Here is a 19,050-nt window from a genome sequence, read left to right as displayed (position 1 = left end):
GACATTCGAACCATGGGCAACCAACGGCAGCTTGTTCTCAACCTCTTCATCTATCCAGGCGGCCACCACGAAGCCGCGTGGCGCTACAAGGGATCGTCGGCGGAACGCATCCTCGACATCACCTTTTACCAGGAGCTGGCGCAGCGGGCCGAGGCCAGTAAATTCGACGCCATCTTCTTTGCCGACGGTCCGGCCCTCGCCGACAACGTTCGCTATGCCCAGCGCTTTCGCTTCGAGCCGATCACCTGGCTGGCTGCGATTGCCGCAGTGACGAAACGCATCGGCCTCATCGCAACCGCGTCGACCACTTATACCGAGCCTTACAACCTCGCGCGCCTGTTCGCCTCGCTCGACCATCTGAGCCAGGGTCGCGCCGGCTGGAATATCGTGACGACCAGTGCGCCACAAGCAGCGCAGAACTTTGGCCTGCCCGAACACCCCCCGCATCACGAACGCTACGAGCGCGCCCGCGAATATCTCGACGTGATCTCGCGGCTCTGGGACAGCTGGGAGGATGACGCGCTCGTCAACGACCCCATCTCGGGCATTTTTGCCGATACCAGCAAGATCCACACGCTCGACCATGTCGGCAAACACTTTCGCGTGCGCGGCCCGCTCAACATTTCGCGCGTGCCGCAGGGCCGGCCGGTCTATGTCCAGGCCGGCGCCTCCGACGACGGCCGTGCCTTCGCCGCCCACTTTGCGGAGGCGATCTTTACCGCGCATCAAACCGTGGACTCGGCGAAGGCGTTCTATACCGACATCAAGCGCCAGGCCCGCGCCTTCGACCGCGGTCCGGATGAGATCAAGATCCTGCCGGGCATTAGCCCTTTCATCGGCAGCACGCAGGCCGAGGCGGACCGGCTCCAGGACGAATTCAACGCGCTGATCCAACCGGAATATTCCCTGACCCAGCTGCGCCAAATGATCGGCGTCGATCTCACCGGCTATGATCTCGACGGCCCCGTCCCGCGCCATCTCATCGACACCGCGAGCGCGCGCGGCGTTGCCAGCCGCTTCAAGCTGGTGGTCGATATCGTCGATCGTGAGAAACCGACGATCCGGCAGCTGGTGCAGCGCCTCGCCGGCGCCCGCGGCCACTGGGTGATTGCGGGCACGCCGGAAAAGATCGCCGACAACATCCAGACCTGGTTCGAGGGCGGTGCGGCGGATGGATTCAACGTGATGCCGCCCTGGCTGCCCGGCGGCTTCGACGTCTTCGCCGAGCAGGTCGTCCCGATCCTGCGCAAGCGCGGCCTGTTCCGCGAGGACTACACCGGTACGACCCTGCGCGAACATTACGGCCTGGCTCGTCCCGCCAGCATCTACTCCAACGCGGTCAAGGCGATCGCCTGACACCGCTTCCGCACTGACATCCCAACTCGAGACCAGTAAGAAGACATGAAGACAGCGTTGTTTCTCCTCTCCGGCCTTTTGGCTCTTTCCCCTTTCGCCGCCGAAGACGCCTTGGCGCAGCAGCCCGCGAAGCCGGAGCTCCGGGTCGGCTTCGTGCCGGGGCCGTATATCGACGAGTTCAAGGTCGGCGTTGAGCCAGAGCTGAAGAAGAAAGGCTACAAGATCCGCTATGTCGAGTTCTCGACCGGCCTTGAAGCCAACAATGCGGTATTCAAATCCGAGATCGACGCCAATGTGATGCAACACACGATCTTTCTCGATTCCTACAACGAGCGGCAGAAGACCGATCTCGTCGGCATCGTCCACGTCCCCACCCCGCCGATGGGCCTCTATTCGAAGAAGCATCCGCTGGGCACGCCGATCAAGCCGGGCTCGAGTGTCGCCGTGCCGAACGATCCGGTCAATCTCCAGCGCGCCCTGTGGGTGCTGCGCGATCTCGGCCTGATCGATATCCGCGACAGCAAACCGGTCGACGTCACCGAGCTCGACGTCATCAAAAATCCCGGCGGCATCAAGATCGTGCCGCTCGAGGCCGCACAGGCGCCACGGGCTCTCGACGACGTCGACTTCGCCGCCGTACAGGGCAATTTCGCGATCTTCAGCGGGCTGAAGCTGACCAATGCCTTTGCGCTGGAGAAGATGACGACGCCCTACATCAACGTCCTCGCCGTGAAGAAGGCCAACGCCAATGCCGAATGGGCCCAGGACATCGTCGCCGGTTACAAGTCGCCGACGTTCAAGACGGCAATCCGGGCCGACCGGTTCTATGACGGGTTCACTTTGCCCGATTACATGAAGTGAGGGGATCGCATGTTCGATTTCACGCTTGAATGGGCCAGCCGCCGTTCCACCGCCGAGCGCGCGATCGACGCGCGAGCGATGACCAATAAGCTTCGTTTCCAGGAGGCTTTCGTCCTCCCGCTGGTCTTGCTGATCATCTTCCTGTTCGCACTGGGCATCATGACAGGAGCTCATTTGAACGGACGAGCAAACCACGCTTTGCCGTATCTCGTGTCGGGGGGCATGGGTATGCCCATGCTCTATCCCGCATCGGAGTCCTGTCGCAGGCCATCGAACCTCGGTTCCCTGCCGCGGCTCCGGCAGGCTGAAGTGCTTGCGCTACTGACGGCCGACTAGCGGCAAGACTATGCCTTCCATGCTTTCGGCGCGGCGATGGATATCAAAATCATCCATCTCAGCCGAGCATCGTGGAATTTTCCAGCCGCGCTCGCGACAACGCCAGCATGATTCGACCAAACTGATTCCGACGAGTGTGTAGCAATGTTCAATTCCACCCCTGCCGTGATAGCTTTTCCGGGTTCTCGTCCTACACCGTCGTCCGGAGTGAACATGAGCTACGTCATCTCGCTGCATTCAGGCTTCGCTCGTTTGATCGAACAGGCACGTGGATGGTTCCGGCGCTCGCTGCGGCCACGGACAGGCGGCTCGGACAACACGCAGGACGATCTCTACGAGATCTTCCTTTTCTGGCCCCACGGCTGACGCCCGGCAACGCGTCCAACTTTTCATCACACTGAGGTTTATGACATGACCGACGCTGCGTTGCAGCTCGCCGAGACTGGCCGCCGCCTCGACGCCATCGACCGCAAGATCCTGACGGTGCTCCAGGAGGATGCTTCGCTCTCGGTGGCCGAAATCGGCGACCGGGTCGGCCTGTCGTCGACACCATGCTGGAAGCGCATTCAGAGGTTGGAAGCGGACAGCGTGATCCTGAGACGGGTTGCACTAGTCGACCAGAACAAGATCGGGCTTGGCCTTTCGGTATTCGTCTCCGTCGAGAGCTCCGACCACTCGGATGCCTGGCTGAAACGCTTCGCCGAGGCCGTCAGCGCCATGCCCGAAGTGATGGAATTCTACCGGATGGCCGGCGATGTCGACTACATGCTGCGCGTCGTGATCCCCGACATGCAGAGCTACGACGTGTTCTACAAGAAGCTCATCCACGCCGTGCCGCTGAAGAACGTCACCTCACGCTTTGCGATGGAGAAGATCAAGTCGATCACGGCGCTGCCGATTCCAGCGGCTGTGACGGTGGAATAAATGCTGACGAACCGCGAGCCTATGTCACGCGACGAGTTTACCGATAGCGCACCAAAGCATCCCGACTGACGCTACCCCCTTAGACTAGAGTTTTTGGTGAGCCTACCAACGGACAGTTGCCATCGCCTGTCGCCACGCCACATATCCCGCTGCTCTCAGACATCGCGCGGCTTGCTCGAAGCGCGCTTGGTCCACTTTTCAATGTCTGCTCACAGTGGCCTTGATGGGATTTTTCTTGATCTCCCGGTGCACACCAGCGCTCCGCTTTCTGCAGAATGTCTTTTCAATTTGGTGATGCGCCACGCGACATAATGCGCCTGAGAGGACGGTCTCGACGCCGAACTCGGGTTGGCGCGCGAATGAAGCGGCAATCGTTGCGCTGTTCGGTCACGGACAAACCTAGATCGGGCGCGTTCGCAATGAAAACAAAATGACCATCGCGTCCACTGCCCCGCCCCGACGCTTTTGTTGTCTGTCCCAAGTGAAATTTGGAATGGCCAGGTCCCTTTGTTTCGCTTCTCCTACGAGGAAACGCTGATCGTGCCGTAACGCTTTCGCGAAACGGTGACCTGATCGCGCATCAATCATCAGGGGCTCTTCATGACTGCACGTTTCCCAATGTTCTCGCTCTCCCGGCGCCGCCTCCTCGCTGCGGCCTCCGTGATAGCAGCAGCGACCTTGACGGCGATGGCAGGTCTCTCTCCAGCTCGAAGTGCCGGCGCTCCACCGAACGGCGGCGACATCACCTTCCTCATCGACTCGCTCGGCAGCACCTGGATTCCGAACAACAGCGCGATCTCCAGCTTCCAGGGCCACATCTGGGGCCACGTGACCGACAAGCTCGTCTATGTCGATGCTGACGGCAAGGTGAGCCCCTGGATCGCCGAAAGCTGGGAGCAGAACGGCGAGGCCACACAGTTCACCCTGCACCTCAAGAAGGGCGTGACCTTCTCCGACGGAACACCGCTCGACGCGTCAGCCGTGGTCGCCAATCTCGACATCTGGCACGCAGGCCGGCGGAACGAGGGGATCAATCCGATTGGCCTCTTCCCGAAGACTTACGACCACGCCGAGGCGGTCGATGCAGCCACCGTGAAGGTTGTCTTCAAGGCGCCGACGCTCGGGTTTATCCCGACGCTCGGCTATCACGGCTCGATCCTCATCTCCCCGAAAACGATCGCGCAGCCCGCCGCGCAGCAGGCTGATCTGGCCAAGACATCCGGCAGCGGCCCGTATGTGGTCGCTTCCTGGAAAGAGGGCGACTTCGTCAAGCTGGTCAAGCGCAAGGATTACAATTGGGGGCCGGCAGCCGTCGGCCACACCGGTCCGGCCTACCTCAACTCGATCACCTACAAACTCGTGACCGAGCCGTCGCTGCGGGTCGCCGCTGTCCAGTCGGGACAGGCCGATGTCGCCTACAGCCCCTCACCGCAGGAACTGAAATCGCTCAAGGAAGCGGGCTTCACGGTCGCGACCCCGCGCTATCTCGGTTTCGTCAACGGCGTCGCGATCAACACCAAGCTGGAGCCATACAATGACGTGAAAGTGCGCCAGGCTCTTCAAGCCGGCATCAACCGGAAGGAGATCATCGACACCGTCTATACGCCTGACTGGAAGCTGGCGACGTCCTTCATCCAGAGCAACGTGCCGGGTGCGACCGACCATAGCGAGCTCCTGGCCTACAATCCCGGCAAGGCGGAGAAGCTTCTCGACGAAGCCGGCTGGATCAAGGGTGCTGGCGGCATCCGGACCAAGGACGGCAAGCAGCTGTCGCTCACGCTCCACTCCAACCCCTATCTTGCGACGGCAAAGTCGATCGACGAGCTCATCGCCCAGCAACTCGGCAAGCTCGGCTGGAAGGTCACCATTCGCGCCTACGACGTCGTGACGTTCGGCGAGAAGGTCCGGTTCGGCGGGCCGGCCGTGCCGGCCTACGAGGTGACGCGCAGCTTCATCGACGCCGGCACGGTGGCCAGCATCCTCACCGACGCCAACAACGGCGAGAACTGGTTCAACCTCGGCGACAGCGACAAGAGGCTCAATGAACTGCGCGATAAGATCGCCGGCGCTGCCTCTTTCGACATTCGCAATCCGCTGCTCGACGAGTTGCAGACCTACGTTCTCGAGCAGGGCTATTTCATCCCGCGCACGCAGATCGTCCAGCGGATCTACGTACAGTCCCCGAAGCTCAAGGGGGAGGTCTACAACGGCATCGCCTACGCCAGCTATTACACGGCAACGATCGGCGAGTAATCCGCAGTGCAAACAAGCAGCGTAAGGAGGCGACCGGCATGAGAAGCGCCTACCTGTCCTATGCCGCGAAGCGCTTCGCCCAAGCCGTCGTCGTTATCCTGCTGGCTTACGTCTTCACCTTCGTCGTCGTCAGTATTTTGCCTGGCGACCCCATCACCAACGTGCTGCGCGACCCGCAGAATGGATTCAGCGAGGATCAGATCAAGGAGATCATCGCCGCCCAAGGCCTGGACCGGCCAATTCCGATCCAGCTCTGGGCGTCCTTGTCCAACTTCGTGACCGGCGACCTCGGCCTGTCGATGCGATCCAACCGGCCTGTGACAACCCTGATCGCCGAGGTTCTCCCTTCGACACTGATCCTTGCATCCGCAGCTTTCGCCATCGCGCTGCTGCTGGCGGCTACGATCGCCTACGGCACCCAGTTCCTTCCGAAACGGTTCGGCCAGGGCTTGCTGCGCGGCTTCCCATCGTTGTTCCTGTCGGTGCCGAACTTCGTGATCGGCCTGGTGCTGATCCACATTTTCGGCTTCCAGCTCGGGTTCTTTCGCGTAATCGCGCCGGACAGCTTGTGGGCGACCCTCTTCGCCGCGGTCGCGCTCGGCATCCCCATCTCCGCGCGGATCACCGAGGTGCTGATCGCGAACCTCGACAACGAGTCCGAACAGGAATACGCCGCCGTTGCCCGCAGCCGTGGGCTCGGGCAGATGCACCTCTTTGCCAGGCACCTGCTCAAGCCGTCTTCGCTCCCGGTCATCACCGTCATCGCACTCGCCATCGGCGAACTGCTCGGCGGTTCGCTGATCACCGAGACGGTGTTCGGACGCACCGGCATCGGCAGCCTGGTGCAGCGTTCGGTGAGCACGCAGGACCTGCCTGTCCTGCAAGCGGTCGTCTCGCTTGCGGCAGTGGTGTTTGTGCTCGTCAACCTGATCGCCGACCTCGTCTACCCGCTGCTGGACCCGCGCGTGAAGCTGATCGGCGGATGCAAAGTCCGCCCGACCACCGCCGACGAAGGCCCCGCTGGCATGTCCCCGGCGGTGACATCATGACACTCGTCTCCGTTTCCTCCTCGCCACGCATCACGGCGATCAGCCGGCTGACAGCCCTTCGGGTGCCGCCGACCGTCGCGCTCGCCTTCGTGGTCATCGCGATCGTAATCGCCTGGTCGCTCGCGCCGAGCTTGTTCACGAGTCATGATCCCGCCAGCGGCGTCCCCGCTGACAAGCTGCTCGGCCCCAGCGCAGCGCATTGGTTCGGCACCGATCACCTCGGTCGCGACCTCTATACCCGGGTCGTCTATGGCACGGCCTCCTCGGTGACGAGCGCGCTCATCGCGGTCGTCATCGCCGCGGTTGCCGGCGGGCTCATCGGCCTCCTGGCCGGCTTCCTCGGCGGCTGGATGGACATCGTGCTCGCCCGCCTGGTGGATGTGCTGCTGGCGATCCCGAACTTCCTGCTGGCGGTCATCGTCGTCACCGCGATCGGTTTCGACACCACGAACGCTGCGGTTGCGACCGGCGTCTCGGCGGTCGCCGTGTTCGCGCGGGTAATGCGCTCGGAAGTGATCAAGACCCGGCAGGCCGTTTTCGTCGAGGCGTCGTTCCTGATGGGCGGCTCGCGCTGGCACATTCTGTTGCGGCACGTGCTGCCGAATGCATCGCGCTCGGTGCTCCCGCTCGCGGTGCTGCAGTTCGGCCTGTCGATCCTGGTGATCGCCAGCCTTGCTTTCCTCGGCTACGGCGATCCGCCTCCCGCCTCCGACTGGGGCCTGCTGATCTCGATCGGCAAGGACTACCTCAAATGGCCGTGGCTGGTGTACGCCCCCGCCTTCGTCACGATCGCGACCGTCCTCTCCGCAAACAGGATCAGCCGATGGCTCCGCAAGACAGACTGACCGCCACGTTCACCCGCGCCGAGCGCGTCGCGCCGACGCCGCTGCGGTCGATTCCGCAGCTCCGGGTCGACGGCCTGTCGGTCTCCTATGGGCCGCACGAGGTCGTGACCAACGTGAGCTTTGAACTCGGCCGCGGCGAGAGCCTCGCCCTCATCGGGGAGTCCGGCTCCGGCAAGTCGACGATCGCCCGCGCGGTGCTGCGGCTGCTCCCCAGCGGCGGACACGCCACCGGCCGCGTCGCGTTCGACGGCCAGGAGGTGCTGGGGATTTCCGAGCGCGGCTTCCGGCCGCTGCGGGGACGAGCCATCGGGTTCGTCCCGCAGGACCCCGCCAACTCACTCAACCCGGTACGGACAATCGGTGCCCAGGCGCAGGAGGCGGCTGCGCTGCTCGACGAGCCCGACAAGACGATCCGCAAGCAGCTCATCCTGGAGACGTTCGCCCAGGTTGGGCTCGACAACCCCCTGCGTGTCTACGACTCCTACCCGCACCAGCTGTCCGGCGGCATGCTCCAGCGCGTGCTGATCGGCCTTGCGATCCTGCCACGGCCGGCACTGCTGGTCGCGGACGAGCCGACTTCCGCGCTCGACGTCACGATCCAGAAGCGGATCCTCGACCTGCTCACGCGGCTGCAGCACGATCTCAAGATCAGCCTGCTGCTCATCACGCACGACCTAGCGATCGCCGCCGAGCGAGCGGACTCGCTCGTGGTGCTCAAGGACGGCGTCATCCAGGAGGCTGGCCGGACCGCTTCCGTCTTCTCCTCGCCGGCGTCGGTCTACGCAAAGAAGCTGCGCGCGGATGTCCCGGCCCTCAACCCCGACCGTTACGCCGCACTGCGCGACACGGGCTTCCGTTCCCTCAAGACCGGCCAGGCACCGAAGATCGAGGTCAGCGCCGTCACGAAGACCTTCACAGTCGACGGCAAGGCGCTGACGGCCGTCGACGATTTGTCGTTCAGCGTCCCTGCTGGCACCACGCACGCGCTGGTCGGCGAATCGGGCTCGGGAAAGACCACGACGGTCCGGCTGCTGCTTGGACTGGAGGGACCCGACACCGGGAGCATCTCGGTCGCAGGCGAACAAATCACCGGCCGCTCGCCCGAGGCACTGCGGACGGTGTGGCGCCACCTTCAATTGGTCTACCAGAACCCGTTCACCTCGCTCGATCCGACCTGGACGATCGAGCGGCTCGTGCGCGAGCCGCTCGATCGATTCAAGATCGGAACGCGAAAGGAACGGGATGAGCGCGTCCGCGCAGCGTTGGTCGATGTCGGACTTGGCGAGCACCTGCTATCCCGCAAGCCCGGAGCCCTGTCAGGTGGCCAGCGCCAGCGCGTGGCCATCGCCCGGTCGCTGGTCCTCAAGCCCGACGTGATCGTGCTCGACGAACCCACCTCCGCGCTCGACGTCAGCGTCCAGGCCGGCATCGTCGAAGTCCTGCTCTCGCTACAGGCCAATCTGGGCCTGACCTACGTGTTCGTGTCTCATGACCTGGCGCTGGTGCGTCAGCTCGCCCACACCGTCTCCGTGATGCATCGCGGACGCATCGTCGAACACGGGACCGTCGCCGACATCTTCGACAACCCCCTGCAGCCCTATACGAGGTCGCTGCTGGCGTCGATCCCGTCGGGTGGCGACGATGTCGCGCACATGCGCACGCGCGCCTTCGGTTGATCATGACCGCAGATTGAATGAGAGGCCCCTGCCCGCTCAGTTCTCATCATCCAGTGCAAGCACAGCAAAACTCGCGAGCCAGTGCTCTCCCATGTAGTGACCGGCGATATGGGGGAGGCCTGCGGCCAGATGCTCGCGCGCCGCTTCGTGAGCAACGACGCGGCGGGGGTCGCCTGCCGGCAAGGCGTCGCCGAGAGAGCGCCAGCACCAGGCGCGGCTGAGATTGAGTCCGTCGAGATGAGCGATCTTGCCGTCGGTGCGATCGGTGACCGTCGCAGGCTTGAACAGCGTTGCCGGCCGTCGTTCGACCAGCCGCGGCAGAAACCGATCGAACCAGGGCAGGAACGCGTCCGGAGGCAACAGGCGCCGCATGCACTCGGCCTCGATAAGAGCCGAGGACTGGAAATCGTCGCCGCTCGGCTCACCCCAGGCGGGGCAGTCGGTGTCCTCACCATACCAGCGCTGGCCAGTCTCGTGCAGCAACCTGGCGAGCGCTTCATCCTTTTTGATTCCGGCGTAGTCTGCCGCCATCCGCAGGCCAAACGCCGTATTGAAATGGGTGCCGACGCGTACGGGATAGAACGCCAACGGCAGGAAGTCGCGAAAGCGTTGCCCGATGATTTCGGCCAGCGGCGCGAGATTGCGGCTCCAGCGATCGTCAGGGTGGAGCGCCAGTTCAGTCGCGAGCTTCAGGAGCCAGGCCCAGCCATACGGCCGCTTGAAGCCGCGGGCAGTCGGGCGGGCGAAGTAAGCACGCTCGGCGGCGACCTTCTCGGGCACGAATTGCGTATCGAAGAGAGCGCGGATGTCGGAGGCTGCCGCAAGGTCGGGAAACCTGCGCAGCAGTCGCGCCAGCATCCAGTAGCTGTGGACGCAGGAGTGCCAGTCATAACTGCCGTAGAAGATCGGATGCAGCTGGCTCGGCGTGCGGGCATCCGCAGGTTCAGCCAGCGCGTGGTCAACGTTATTGGGATATTCGCGCCCGACATGGCCGAGCGCGATGTTGGCAAAATGCGAGGCATGTTCGCGGGTAAGACGGGGCGTGGTCACGGCTTGGCCTTTCCAGTGTTCCGGCCGATCAATGTCTCGATCAGGCGCGGCAGGAGGTAGATCGGAAATTGCGTCGCCGCGAAGTATAGCGCCATGCGTGGCGAGGCGGCAGCACCCAGCGCCGACCAGACCAGGCCGACATTGCGGTTACCGAGGATGAGCCCGACGGTCAGCCGCTGGCTCAAATTGCCCGGCAGCAGCACGGCACCAGCTGCTTGAAGGGCGATGTTGCAAGCGAAGGCGAGCCCGAGGCAGAGCGTGGCGGCCTGCACATCCGCCGCGATCTGCGCGCGAATGTCAGCCATCGTCGCCACCGCAAAGACGAGGAGCGCCGCGACGATGATCCCGTCGACCATTCCGCCATGGGCCGCCAGCACCGGGGCTGCATGCCGGCGGACCAGGAAGGCCACCCCTTCGGCGCCGCCGATCAACAGCGCCAGACGAAGCGCGAGCTCGAGCGCGCTGATCTCGAGACCGCCGAACCAGCCTGCAAGAAGCGGCACGGTGACCGGAGCCAGCACCATGGACAACACCGTCACCACGAGCGGCACCGCACCGTCGAGCCCGAGCATGCGTGCCACTGCTGCCGTTCCGCTCGATGGCGGCGCCGAGACGGCGAGCACAGCCGCAAGCGCGATCTCCGGACCAAGGTTCAAGGCGTGACCGGCAACACCGATCATGAGTGGACAGGCTACCATGACGACGGCCGGCAAGAGCACGGAAAGCGATGGCCGTCGCAGCGTTGCGACGACGGCCTGACTGTCGATCCGCAACAGCGTTCCCAGCACGATCAGGAAGATCGTGGTTGCCATCAAGGGGCGAGCGAGGTCCGCAAGAGCCGGAAAGGCCAATCCAAGCAGGACGCCAAGCGCCAGCAATGTCGGTCCGCGCGGGATGAAGTGCAGGAGTGAGGATCGCATACGCCGCGCCCAATCATGTCGTCTTCGCCAGGAGACCACACCCCGCATCATTCTTGAAATCGATTGTTACTATATCTATCATCATTCAAATGAATTTAGCTTCCGTCGACCTCAACCTCCTGGTCGCCTTCGAGGCGCTGATGGAGGAACGCCATGTGACCCGCGCCGGCCAACGCATCGGCCTGGCGCAACCGTCCATGAGCAGCACGCTGACGCGGCTGCGTGCGCTGTTTGGCGATGAGCTCTTCGTGCGCTCGGCCTCCGGCATGCAGCCGACGGCCAAGGCGCTGGCGCTGGCGCGGCCGATCAGCGACGCTCTGGGGCAGATCAGGGGCGTGCTCGAACCCACATCAGCCTTCAATCCGGCAACGGCCCGTCATCGCCTGTCTATTGCGGCAACTGACTATGGCGACCTCGTCGTGGTGCCGCGACTGGTCGAGGCGTTGCGGCGGGAGGCGCCTGGTATTGATCTCGTGGTGCGACCCATCATTGATCCGGCCGCGAGTGTCGCGAGCCTGGAACACGGCGATGTCGACGCGCTGATAGGTGGCCATCTTCCCGCTTCCACGCGCATCATCCGATCCACGCTTTTCACAGAGAGATTCGTCTGCATTCGCGACGCCAAGCGCGCCAAACTGAAAGCCCGTCTCACCAAGGACGATTACACGCGGCTTCCGCATGTGCTGTTCTCCTCCGCCGGCGGCGACGGGCTTCCCGGCGCAATCGACACGATGCTGAGCCGGCACGGACGCAAGCGCCGGACCGCGATCACGCTCGCCCATGTCGTCGCGGTGCCATTCGCCGTCGCCGGCACCGATCTCGTGGCAACCATGGCCGAGCGCGTCGCGCGCCGCTTCGCGACAGCCGCCGGCGTGTCTGTCATTCCGATTCCCTACGATGTGGAGCCATTCACCATCGACCTTCTCCACACGCGCCGCGCCATGGCCAATCCGCCGCTGCGCTGGTTCATCGAACTGGTCAATCGCGTCTGCGGGACGCTGTAGCGATCGGCGGGCCGGCAGCAGGCTGCTATTCCCGCTCAATCAGCTGCGCGATCTCCCAGACATGGCCTGAGGGGTCGGCAAAGGACGCAGTTCGTCGCCCCCACGGACGGTCGATCGGGCCATTGAGCAGATCGACGCCAATCTCCCGCAGGGCTGAGCAGACCTGATCGACGTCGACGACCCTGATCGTCAGGAGTGCGCGCGCCGCTACGGAGGACTGCGCGACACGCAGCGGCTCGACAAGTGGCGGTGCCTGAGACGCGTCGAGAAGATTGACCAGGAGCCCACCAAATCGAAGCACGGATGAGACCGCATCTTCCCAGACCGTCTCGGACGCGAAAACCTTGGCGTAAAACGCTTTCGACGACGCAATGTCATCGACGAACAATGTGCTGACTTCAACTTCGCTTGGCAGACCATTGACCATGTCGCCCTGCTCCTCACCGTTGCTGCGGCAGCCTGCACAAGCGTGACAAGCCGCCTGCCGCTATATCTCACGATGTTAGAGCGTGGCGCAATTCGGCTAGCCGGGTCATCGGCCCGGCTCGGAAGCCTCGATCCCTAATTGAATAGATCCGGTTCCGCCCCGGTGATCCAGTCCCACAACGGCTGGAAGCTGAAATAGCCGCCCTTGTGCATTCCGACCTGCCGCGAGGTCAGGCTGGCGATCTCGTGCGGGATTGGCTTTGACCTTCCGGCGGCTTCCGCAAGCAGCTGCGCGCGCGCAGCATTGTCCATGGCGATGTACCACCAGGCGGCAGCCTCGATGGTCGGTCCGACCGTGAGCAGGCCGTGGTTCTGCAAGATGGCCGCCTTCTTCGATCCCAGCGCCTGCGCGATCTTGCGGCCCTCTTCCGCCTCCAGCACGACGCCGGAGAACGGATCGAACAGCACGTGATCCTCGTAGAAGGCGCAGGAATCCTGCGTCAGCGGATCGAGCAGGCGGCCGAGCGCCGACCAGGCCTTGCCATAAGTCGAATGGGTGTGCGCGGCCGCGATCACCTCAGGATGCGCGGCGTGGATCGCGGAGTGAATCACGAAGCCGGCCTGGTTGATCGGCTTGTCACCGATCAGGATGTTGCCATCGTGATCGACGAGCTGAAGATCCGATACCTTGATCTGGCTGAAATGCTTCGACAGTGGATTGATCCAGAACCGTTCGGGAAACTCCGGATCGCGCACGGTGACGTGGCCTGCGAGCCCCTGATCGAAGCCGTAGCGCGAGAACAGGCGGAATGTTGCGGCAAGCCGCTGTTTGCGGTGCAGCCGCTCTTCCCCGAACGTCGCGGCCGGCGTGCGCTCGACCAGAGAGTATTTCTTGGGCTTCTCGACGACCTTGTTCATTGTTGTCTTTCCTTTTTTAGTATTCGAGATTCTTGTCGAAGACGTCGGCCAGCGCCACGCCATGGGCGTGGGCGTCGAGGTTGACCAGCGTCTTGTCGGCCAGCCGCTTGGCATCCTCGCCACCCGTCCATGACACATGCGGGGTTAGGACGACCTTGGGATGGCGATAGATCGGATCGCCCTCCGGCGGCGGCTCGGGATCGGTGACGTCGAGCGTCGCGCCGGCAATCCGCCCCTCGTCGAGCGCCTGCAACAGCGCACTCTGATCGACGATCCGCCCACGCGCGACATTGATTAGGTGCAGCGACGTCTTGGCCCGCGCCAGCACATCGGCGTTGATCAGACGCGCGGTCTTGGTCGTCGCCGGCAGAGCAAGGACGAGATGATCGGAAACCGCGACCAGTTCTTCGATGCTATCAACCGGCTGGATGCCCGGAAGGACATATGGCCAGGCCGAGCGCCTGAGAACCCTGATGTTGACACCGAACGGCTTGGCCCGCTCGGCGACTGCGCGGCCGATCGCGCCGAAGCCGGCAATCCCGATCGTCTTGCCGGTGAGCGAGCCCAGCGGGCTGATCTTCCACTGCTCGCGATTGCGCGGCCGGATGTCATGGATACGCTTCTCGAAGCCGAGAATCGCCGCAAGGACATATTCCGCGATCGGATCAGCCGAGATGCCGCGGCCGACCGTGACCACCGGACCGTCGAGCAGCCATGCCGGAAAGAAATCGACGCCCGTCGAAGCGGTCTGGATCCAGCGCAGGCCGAACGGCCAGCCGGCCGGCTTCTCCGCAGGCGCCTTGTGCCAGCCCACTAGCGGCCGCGTCAGCAGCACGTCGGCTTCGGGAGCAACCTCCCAGGGCGCGCGATCGGCGGGATGATCGATGATCAGCGGACGCGACCAGTGATCGACCAGCGCGGCACGAATGTCCGGGCCAAGCTGATTGACGATGATCGGCGATCGCACCCTGGTGGAGGCGCGCTGGCTTTCAATTCGGGGAGTGTTCATGTCACGCAGTCACGTTGGCAACGATCCGGATATGCTAGGCGTTTGCTGCAAGATAGTCCTTTCAAAGATGACGGGTGTCTTGCAACAAGAGGACGACGCGCTTCGGCAAGACATAAGAATTTGTCTCCGGAGCCTTGGCGCTTCTGCGGGGGCCGCGCCCGACGCGACCAAGTGCTCGAACCTGGGACCCACTGATTAAGAGCCAGTTGGTCCCATCCCAAGAAGTCGCGTCATTGATCGAATAGGTCGTAGTTAGCTGCGAGAGTGCAAAGAAGCTGCGCTTTCCGGGACCAATCCGCCTGCTTCAAAACGTGAACCGCTCGATGCCGCAGTCGGTCGTCGCGGCGCTTCCTGTTCAGGAGTCGAATCCAATGGAGTGACCTCGTGGAACTCGAATACCTAACGCAGGAGGGCGTTTCCGCGCTGGCGCAGCACAAAGCTTAATTTAGCGACAGCAGGGCATCACTGATCTTCTCGGCCGTCATGATCACGGGGATGTTGGTATTGGCCGTCGGCAGCCGCGGCATGATCGAGGCATCCGCCACAAAAATGTTCTCACTGCCGATCACTCGGCCCCCGGGATCGACCACCGCCATCCGGTCGGCGGGATCGCCCACGCGGCATGTCCCCACTGGATGCCAGACTCCGAACACGCTTTGCCGTACGAAGGCTTCGAGGGCACGGTCGTCGGCAAGCGTCGCTTGGAAGGCCGTGCCGTTGAGCAGCACGAGCCGGATCACAAGCGCCCTGAGGCCCGCAGGTATGTCGAGCATTGGCCCGAGGATGGACGCAACAATGCGATTGCCGGTGCCGTACCGGCTCAGCCGCTTGATCCGCGGAGAAAAGGAGGCCGGGAAGAAATCGCCCGCCTCGGGGTTGAGCGCGGGATGAACGACAAGCCTCGCGAGCAGCCGGACGGCCGCGACCATCCGTTCGAGATCGCGTCGGTCGGACAGCAGGTTGAAATCGACAACTGGATAGGTTTTCGGGTCGCGGCTCGCCAGCGTGAGCGAGCCGCTCGAATACGGCCGGTTGCACCAGAGAAAGTAGAGACCAAGCCGCGTGCCCAGCGCATGCCACCCGCCGCGCGCCGAGGCCGTGATGTACATGTCGGAGGCGTCGCAGCCGGGATGTTCGGACGAGAAGCGCATCGCCGCGAAATTGGGACGCCGCCGGGCAAGCGGCAACCGCAACCGCCGCGGCAAATATTGACAGAAGGTCAGCGCGGGATGATCGCGCAGATTGCTGCCGACGCCTGGCAGATCGATCGCCACGGGAATGCCGAGCGCTTGCAGCGCCGCACCCGGGCCGATGCCCGCCCGCATAAGGATCGCCGGCGATTGCAGCGCACCTGCGGTCAGGATCACGCGGCCGGCGGCGACGGCGAGCTTCTGCCCGCCCCGCGCGACCACGACGCCCGTCGCGCGGCGGCCATCGAGCTGGAGTTGTTCGACCTCGCTGTCCGCCCAGATGGTCAGGTTCGGCCGCGCGCGCGTTGCTGCGTCAAGATATCCGGCTGCGGTCGAGACGCGCCGGTCGTTGCGATTGGAGAAGGCCGGCGGAAAGATGCCGTCCTCGAACTCGCCGTTCTGGTCCTTTCGGAACGGCAGGCCGGTCGCCGACAACGCTTCGCCGACGGCGTGGCCAAACGGCGGCATCGCCTCGCGCGCGATGCGGCGGATCGGGATCGGGCCGTGCTTGCCATGCAGCGGGCCGTGGAAATCCAGGTCCGTTTCGAGCTTGAGGAAGTACGGCAGCACATCCGCCCAGCCCCAGCCGCGCGCGCCGAGATCGCGCCATTCGTCATAATCACGCGGCAGGCCGCGATTGGCCGATTGCACGTTTATGCTGGAACCGCCGCCCATCACCCGCCCCTGTTCGTAGGCGCGAACGACCGGCTTGCCCTCGGCATTGCGACCGCCGGCCGCTGACAGGCCCGGCCAGATGTATTTGTCGCCGAAGAACAGCGTCATCGGATAGCTGTCGAGGATTTCCGGCGGCGTCGCCTCGGGCGGCGTGTCCATCCCGGCTTCGATCAGCAGCACGCGGCGGCTTCCGTCTGCGGAAAGCCGGTTGGCGAGCACGCAGCCCGCCGACCCGCCACCGACGATCACGTCGTCGAAATGCAGCCCATCCATTCCCGTCTCATCGCGCAACTCGATGGATCGGCGCGGCCACGAATGCGGCCGCGCCGATTTGGCTCAGCGGAAGTTACCCTTGGTCTCGGGGATCACGACCGCACCAATCAGGTAGATCACGAACACGCCGACTGCGAAGTAGGCCAGCGACATCGGGATCTCCGCAGGGCTGCCGCTCACCAGCGAGACGAAGGTCGGCATCATGCCGCCCAGCGCAAAGCCGATGTTCCACGACAGACCCGTGCCGCTCGCGCGCAACGCGGTCGGAAAACGCTCGTTGAGGAAGATCAGCACCGGCGCATAGCCGGCATTGCCGATGAAGGCGATGGCGAGCGCATAGAGCGTGATTTGGGTCGTGTCCTTGGTCGCCGCGAGATTGAGGTAGCACAGCGGCAGCAGCACCGCGGCCAGGACGCCGATGATGAGGAACGTCTTCTTGCGGCCAATGCGGTCGCTCAGCGCGCCGACCAGCACGGCCGAGAAGAACGCCGACACGCTCGCGCCCATCAGGATCAACGACGAGGTCTGGTTCGGGACCGCATTGATGACTTTCAGGAAGCTCGGCAGGTAGCCCGAGGTCAGGTAATAGCCGGCGCCGCCACCGAAGGTGATGAGAAGGTTGACCAGCAGCACGCCGCGATATTCGCCGGAGAACACGTCCCTGACCGGCGCCTTCGAGACCTTCGCCTGCTTGTTACCCTGCTGGCGCTTGAGCTCCTTGAAGTAAGGCGACTCCTCGAGGTTGCGGAAGATGAACCAGCCGAGCAGCGAGCTCAGCAGCCCCGAGAAGAACATGAAGCGCCAGCCCCATACCGCGAAGGCATCGCCGGGGAAGATCGACGACGTGATCAGGAAGATGAAGGACGCGAGCAGCGCACCGATGCCGGCGCCACCGCCGCCGACCAGGCCCGACATCGCGCCGCGCCATTGCGCCGGCACCGACTCGGTGCCGATGGTGTGCGTGGAGGCCACGACGCCGCCGACGAAGATGCCCTGCACCAGACGCAGGATCAGGAAGAGGATCGGCGCGATCACGCCGACCTGGGCGATGGTCGGCAGCAGGCCGAACGCCGCCGTGCTAATGCCGACGCCGATGATGGCGATCAGCATGGCCTGCTTGCGGCCGTGCACGTCGGCATAATGCCCGAACACCGCCGAGCCCAGCGGCCGCATCAGGAGCGTCACGGCGAAAGAGCCGTAGACCGCAGCCAGCGACAGCGCTGGGTTGCTCGACGGAAAGAACAGCGCGCCGACGACCGGCGCCACGTAGAGCAAAATGAACAAATCGAACAGATCCAGCGCCCATCCGAGCACCGATGCGATGATCGCATTGACCATCTGCTTGTTATCCGCCGACGCTTGCGCGCCGGCGACCGGCATATCCATCTCAGCCATGTTGTTTTACCTCCCCCGTTTTGATAGAGCCGCGGTTCGCGTCATTGCGAACCGCGGCAGTTTTGTCGCGCATCAGCGCCCGGTGAACTTCGGCGGACGCTTGGCGTTGAAGGCTTCGACGCCTTCCTTGAAGTCTTCGGACTGGCGAAGGCGGCTGTAGCAATGGCCTTCGAGCTCGATCGCGATGGCGAGCGTCGAATCCTCGGTGTCGTTGAGGAGCTTCTTCGCCGTGCGCTGCGCCAGCGGCGAGAAGGTGCGGAGCTCGTCGACCAGCTTGTCGGTCGCCTTCTCCAGCTCGGCATCCGGCACGCATTCGGTGGCGATGCCCCACTCGTAGGCCTGCTTCGCCGAGATACGCTTGGAGCGCATCACGATGTCCTTGGTGCGAGTGATGCCGACCATCTTCTGGAGCCGGGCCGAGCCGCCCGAGCCCGGAATCTGGCCGAGCTTCTGCTCCGGCAGCGCGTATTGCGTGGTCTCCGAGGCGATGCGGAAGTCGCAAGCGAGTGACAATTCGAAGCCCACGCCGAAGCAATAGCCGCGGTTGGCAACGATCACGGGCTTGGCGCAACGCGCAGGCGCGGCGATGTTCCAGGCGAGCTTGGAGACGTGCTCGGGGCTCGCCTCCATGAAGCCGCCGATATTGCCGCCGCTGGAGAAATGCTCGCCCTCGCCGCGCACCACGATCACGCGGACGCGCGGATCCTCGTCCAGCGTCTCGAAGGTCAGGCGCAGCTGGTCACGCTGCGGCATCGCCACGACGTTGTAGGGCGGCCGGCCCAGGATGATATCGGCCCGCTCATGCGCCTCATCGATCTCGACCTTGAACCCGTCGAGATTTGCGAGTCGAGGATCGGTAACATTGTAGGCTGACGGCATGTTGGTTTCCT

Annotated in this window: 18 protein-coding genes; 10 read left to right on the top strand and 8 right to left on the bottom strand. The window is 63.8% G+C overall.

The window, feature by feature from the left end:
- Window positions 1-12: 12 nt before the first annotated feature.
- The 9 genes from IVB46_RS24175 to IVB46_RS24135 all read left to right on the top strand — a co-directional run bounded on the left by IVB46_RS24175 (window position 13) and on the right by IVB46_RS24135 (window position 9,300).
- Window positions 13-1,356 carry an LLM class flavin-dependent oxidoreductase gene (locus tag IVB46_RS24175; protein WP_247343623.1) on the top strand — a complete coding sequence of 448 codons (1,344 nt, stop codon included), beginning with the start codon at window positions 13-15 and terminating at the stop codon, window positions 1,354-1,356.
- Window positions 1,357-1,401: 45 nt separating this feature from the next.
- Window positions 1,402-2,217, top strand: coding sequence for a MetQ/NlpA family ABC transporter substrate-binding protein (locus IVB46_RS24170; protein ID WP_247315005.1), 816 nt, complete (start codon window positions 1,402-1,404; stop codon window positions 2,215-2,217).
- Between the two features lie 9 nt (window positions 2,218-2,226).
- Window positions 2,227-2,553 (top strand): hypothetical protein, encoded by a 327-nt coding sequence (locus tag IVB46_RS24165; RefSeq protein ID WP_247315004.1) that lies wholly within the window; start codon window positions 2,227-2,229, stop codon window positions 2,551-2,553.
- A gap of 213 nt (window positions 2,554-2,766) precedes the next feature.
- On the top strand, window positions 2,767-2,919 hold the full coding sequence (locus IVB46_RS24160) for a hypothetical protein (protein WP_247315003.1): 153 nt from the start codon (window positions 2,767-2,769) through the stop codon (window positions 2,917-2,919).
- 45 nt (window positions 2,920-2,964) lie between these two features.
- Complete coding sequence (locus IVB46_RS24155) at window positions 2,965-3,477, top strand: Lrp/AsnC family transcriptional regulator (protein WP_247315002.1); 513 nt, start codon at window positions 2,965-2,967, stop codon at window positions 3,475-3,477.
- Between the two features lie 600 nt (window positions 3,478-4,077).
- Window positions 4,078-5,730, top strand: a complete 1,653-nt coding sequence (locus IVB46_RS24150) for an ABC transporter substrate-binding protein (protein ID WP_247315001.1) — start codon at window positions 4,078-4,080, stop codon at window positions 5,728-5,730.
- 38 nt (window positions 5,731-5,768) lie between these two features.
- Complete coding sequence (locus IVB46_RS24145) at window positions 5,769-6,779, top strand: ABC transporter permease (protein ID WP_247315000.1); 1,011 nt, start codon at window positions 5,769-5,771, stop codon at window positions 6,777-6,779.
- Window positions 6,776-7,624 (top strand): ABC transporter permease, encoded by an 849-nt coding sequence (locus IVB46_RS24140; RefSeq protein WP_247314999.1) that lies wholly within the window; start codon window positions 6,776-6,778, stop codon window positions 7,622-7,624. Before IVB46_RS24145 ends, IVB46_RS24140 begins: the two co-directional genes overlap by 4 nt.
- Entirely contained in the window at window positions 7,603-9,300 is a 1,698-nt protein-coding gene (locus IVB46_RS24135) for an ABC transporter ATP-binding protein (protein ID WP_247343618.1), read from the top strand. Before IVB46_RS24140 ends, IVB46_RS24135 begins: the two co-directional genes overlap by 22 nt.
- 36 nt (window positions 9,301-9,336) lie before the next feature.
- Here IVB46_RS24135 and IVB46_RS24130 read toward each other — a convergent pair whose 3' ends face one another.
- Both IVB46_RS24130 and IVB46_RS24125 read right to left on the bottom strand, forming a co-directional pair.
- Entirely contained in the window at window positions 9,337-10,350 is a 1,014-nt protein-coding gene (locus IVB46_RS24130) for a DUF2891 domain-containing protein (protein WP_247314996.1), read from the bottom strand.
- Entirely contained in the window at window positions 10,347-11,270 is a 924-nt protein-coding gene (locus tag IVB46_RS24125; RefSeq protein WP_247314995.1) for a hypothetical protein, read from the bottom strand. The genes IVB46_RS24130 and IVB46_RS24125 overlap by 4 nt, the downstream gene beginning before the upstream one ends.
- Window positions 11,271-11,359: 89 nt before the next feature.
- Here IVB46_RS24125 and IVB46_RS24120 point away from each other — a divergent pair, with 89 nt between their 5' ends.
- Window positions 11,360-12,274 carry a LysR family transcriptional regulator gene (locus IVB46_RS24120; RefSeq protein WP_247314994.1) on the top strand — a complete coding sequence of 305 codons (915 nt, stop codon included), beginning with the start codon at window positions 11,360-11,362 and terminating at the stop codon, window positions 12,272-12,274.
- 25 nt (window positions 12,275-12,299) lie between these two features.
- On the opposite strand, the gene IVB46_RS24115 is transcribed toward IVB46_RS24120, so the two are convergent.
- The 6 genes from IVB46_RS24115 to IVB46_RS24090 form a co-directional block, all read right to left on the bottom strand.
- Window positions 12,300-12,701: a VOC family protein gene (locus tag IVB46_RS24115; protein ID WP_247314993.1), complete on the bottom strand. Its 402-nt coding sequence runs from the start codon at window positions 12,699-12,701 to the stop codon at window positions 12,300-12,302.
- 134 nt (window positions 12,702-12,835) lie between these two features.
- Window positions 12,836-13,618: a class II aldolase/adducin family protein gene (locus IVB46_RS24110; protein ID WP_247314992.1), complete on the bottom strand. Its 783-nt coding sequence runs from the start codon at window positions 13,616-13,618 to the stop codon at window positions 12,836-12,838.
- Between the two features lie 16 nt (window positions 13,619-13,634).
- On the bottom strand, window positions 13,635-14,627 hold the full coding sequence (locus tag IVB46_RS24105; protein WP_247314990.1) for an NAD(P)-dependent oxidoreductase: 993 nt from the start codon (window positions 14,625-14,627) through the stop codon (window positions 13,635-13,637).
- A gap of 440 nt (window positions 14,628-15,067) precedes the next feature.
- Window positions 15,068-16,765, bottom strand: a complete 1,698-nt coding sequence (locus IVB46_RS24100) for a GMC oxidoreductase (RefSeq protein WP_247314988.1) — start codon at window positions 16,763-16,765, stop codon at window positions 15,068-15,070.
- A 63-nt stretch (window positions 16,766-16,828) separates the two neighbouring features.
- The gene (locus IVB46_RS24095; protein WP_071915237.1) at window positions 16,829-18,160 is read right to left on the bottom strand and encodes an MFS transporter; all 1,332 of its coding nucleotides are present in this window, start codon (window positions 18,158-18,160) and stop codon (window positions 16,829-16,831) included.
- A gap of 72 nt (window positions 18,161-18,232) precedes the next feature.
- Window positions 18,233-19,039: an enoyl-CoA hydratase-related protein gene (locus tag IVB46_RS24090; RefSeq protein ID WP_247343614.1), complete on the bottom strand. Its 807-nt coding sequence runs from the start codon at window positions 19,037-19,039 to the stop codon at window positions 18,233-18,235.
- Window positions 19,040-19,050 lie beyond the last annotated feature (11 nt).

Source organism: Bradyrhizobium sp. 61, assembly GCF_023073075.1.
Lineage (GTDB): Bacteria > Pseudomonadota > Alphaproteobacteria > Rhizobiales > Xanthobacteraceae > Bradyrhizobium > Bradyrhizobium barranii.
The sequence above is the reverse complement of the archived record's forward strand: the minus strand, read 5'-3'. Positions and strand labels throughout refer to the sequence as shown.

Excerpts from the sequence above, each read along its gene's own strand:
- IVB46_RS24175 (WP_247343623.1), top strand. The coding sequence starts at position 13 with ATGGGCAACCAACGGCAGCTTGTTCTCAACCTCTTCATCTATCCAGGC.
- IVB46_RS24170 (WP_247315005.1), top strand. The coding sequence starts at position 1,402 with ATGAAGACAGCGTTGTTTCTCCTCTCCGGCCTTTTGGCTCTTTCCCCT.
- IVB46_RS24165 (WP_247315004.1), top strand. The coding sequence starts at position 2,227 with ATGTTCGATTTCACGCTTGAATGGGCCAGCCGCCGTTCCACCGCCGAG.
- IVB46_RS24160 (WP_247315003.1), top strand. The coding sequence starts at position 2,767 with ATGAGCTACGTCATCTCGCTGCATTCAGGCTTCGCTCGTTTGATCGAA.
- IVB46_RS24155 (WP_247315002.1), top strand. The coding sequence starts at position 2,965 with ATGACCGACGCTGCGTTGCAGCTCGCCGAGACTGGCCGCCGCCTCGAC.
- IVB46_RS24150 (WP_247315001.1), top strand. The coding sequence starts at position 4,078 with ATGACTGCACGTTTCCCAATGTTCTCGCTCTCCCGGCGCCGCCTCCTC.
- IVB46_RS24145 (WP_247315000.1), top strand. The coding sequence starts at position 5,769 with ATGAGAAGCGCCTACCTGTCCTATGCCGCGAAGCGCTTCGCCCAAGCC.
- IVB46_RS24140 (WP_247314999.1), top strand. The coding sequence starts at position 6,776 with ATGACACTCGTCTCCGTTTCCTCCTCGCCACGCATCACGGCGATCAGC.
- IVB46_RS24135 (WP_247343618.1), top strand. The coding sequence starts at position 7,603 with ATGGCTCCGCAAGACAGACTGACCGCCACGTTCACCCGCGCCGAGCGC.
- IVB46_RS24125 (WP_247314995.1), bottom strand. The coding sequence starts at position 11,270 with ATGCGATCCTCACTCCTGCACTTCATCCCGCGCGGACCGACATTGCTG.
- IVB46_RS24120 (WP_247314994.1), top strand. The coding sequence starts at position 11,360 with ATGAATTTAGCTTCCGTCGACCTCAACCTCCTGGTCGCCTTCGAGGCG.
- IVB46_RS24115 (WP_247314993.1), bottom strand. The coding sequence starts at position 12,701 with ATGGTCAATGGTCTGCCAAGCGAAGTTGAAGTCAGCACATTGTTCGTC.
- IVB46_RS24110 (WP_247314992.1), bottom strand. The coding sequence starts at position 13,618 with ATGAACAAGGTCGTCGAGAAGCCCAAGAAATACTCTCTGGTCGAGCGC.
- IVB46_RS24105 (WP_247314990.1), bottom strand. The coding sequence starts at position 14,627 with ATGAACACTCCCCGAATTGAAAGCCAGCGCGCCTCCACCAGGGTGCGA.
- IVB46_RS24100 (WP_247314988.1), bottom strand. The coding sequence starts at position 16,765 with ATGGATGGGCTGCATTTCGACGACGTGATCGTCGGTGGCGGGTCGGCG.
- IVB46_RS24095 (WP_071915237.1), bottom strand. The coding sequence starts at position 18,160 with ATGGCTGAGATGGATATGCCGGTCGCCGGCGCGCAAGCGTCGGCGGAT.
- IVB46_RS24090 (WP_247343614.1), bottom strand. The coding sequence starts at position 19,039 with ATGCCGTCAGCCTACAATGTTACCGATCCTCGACTCGCAAATCTCGAC.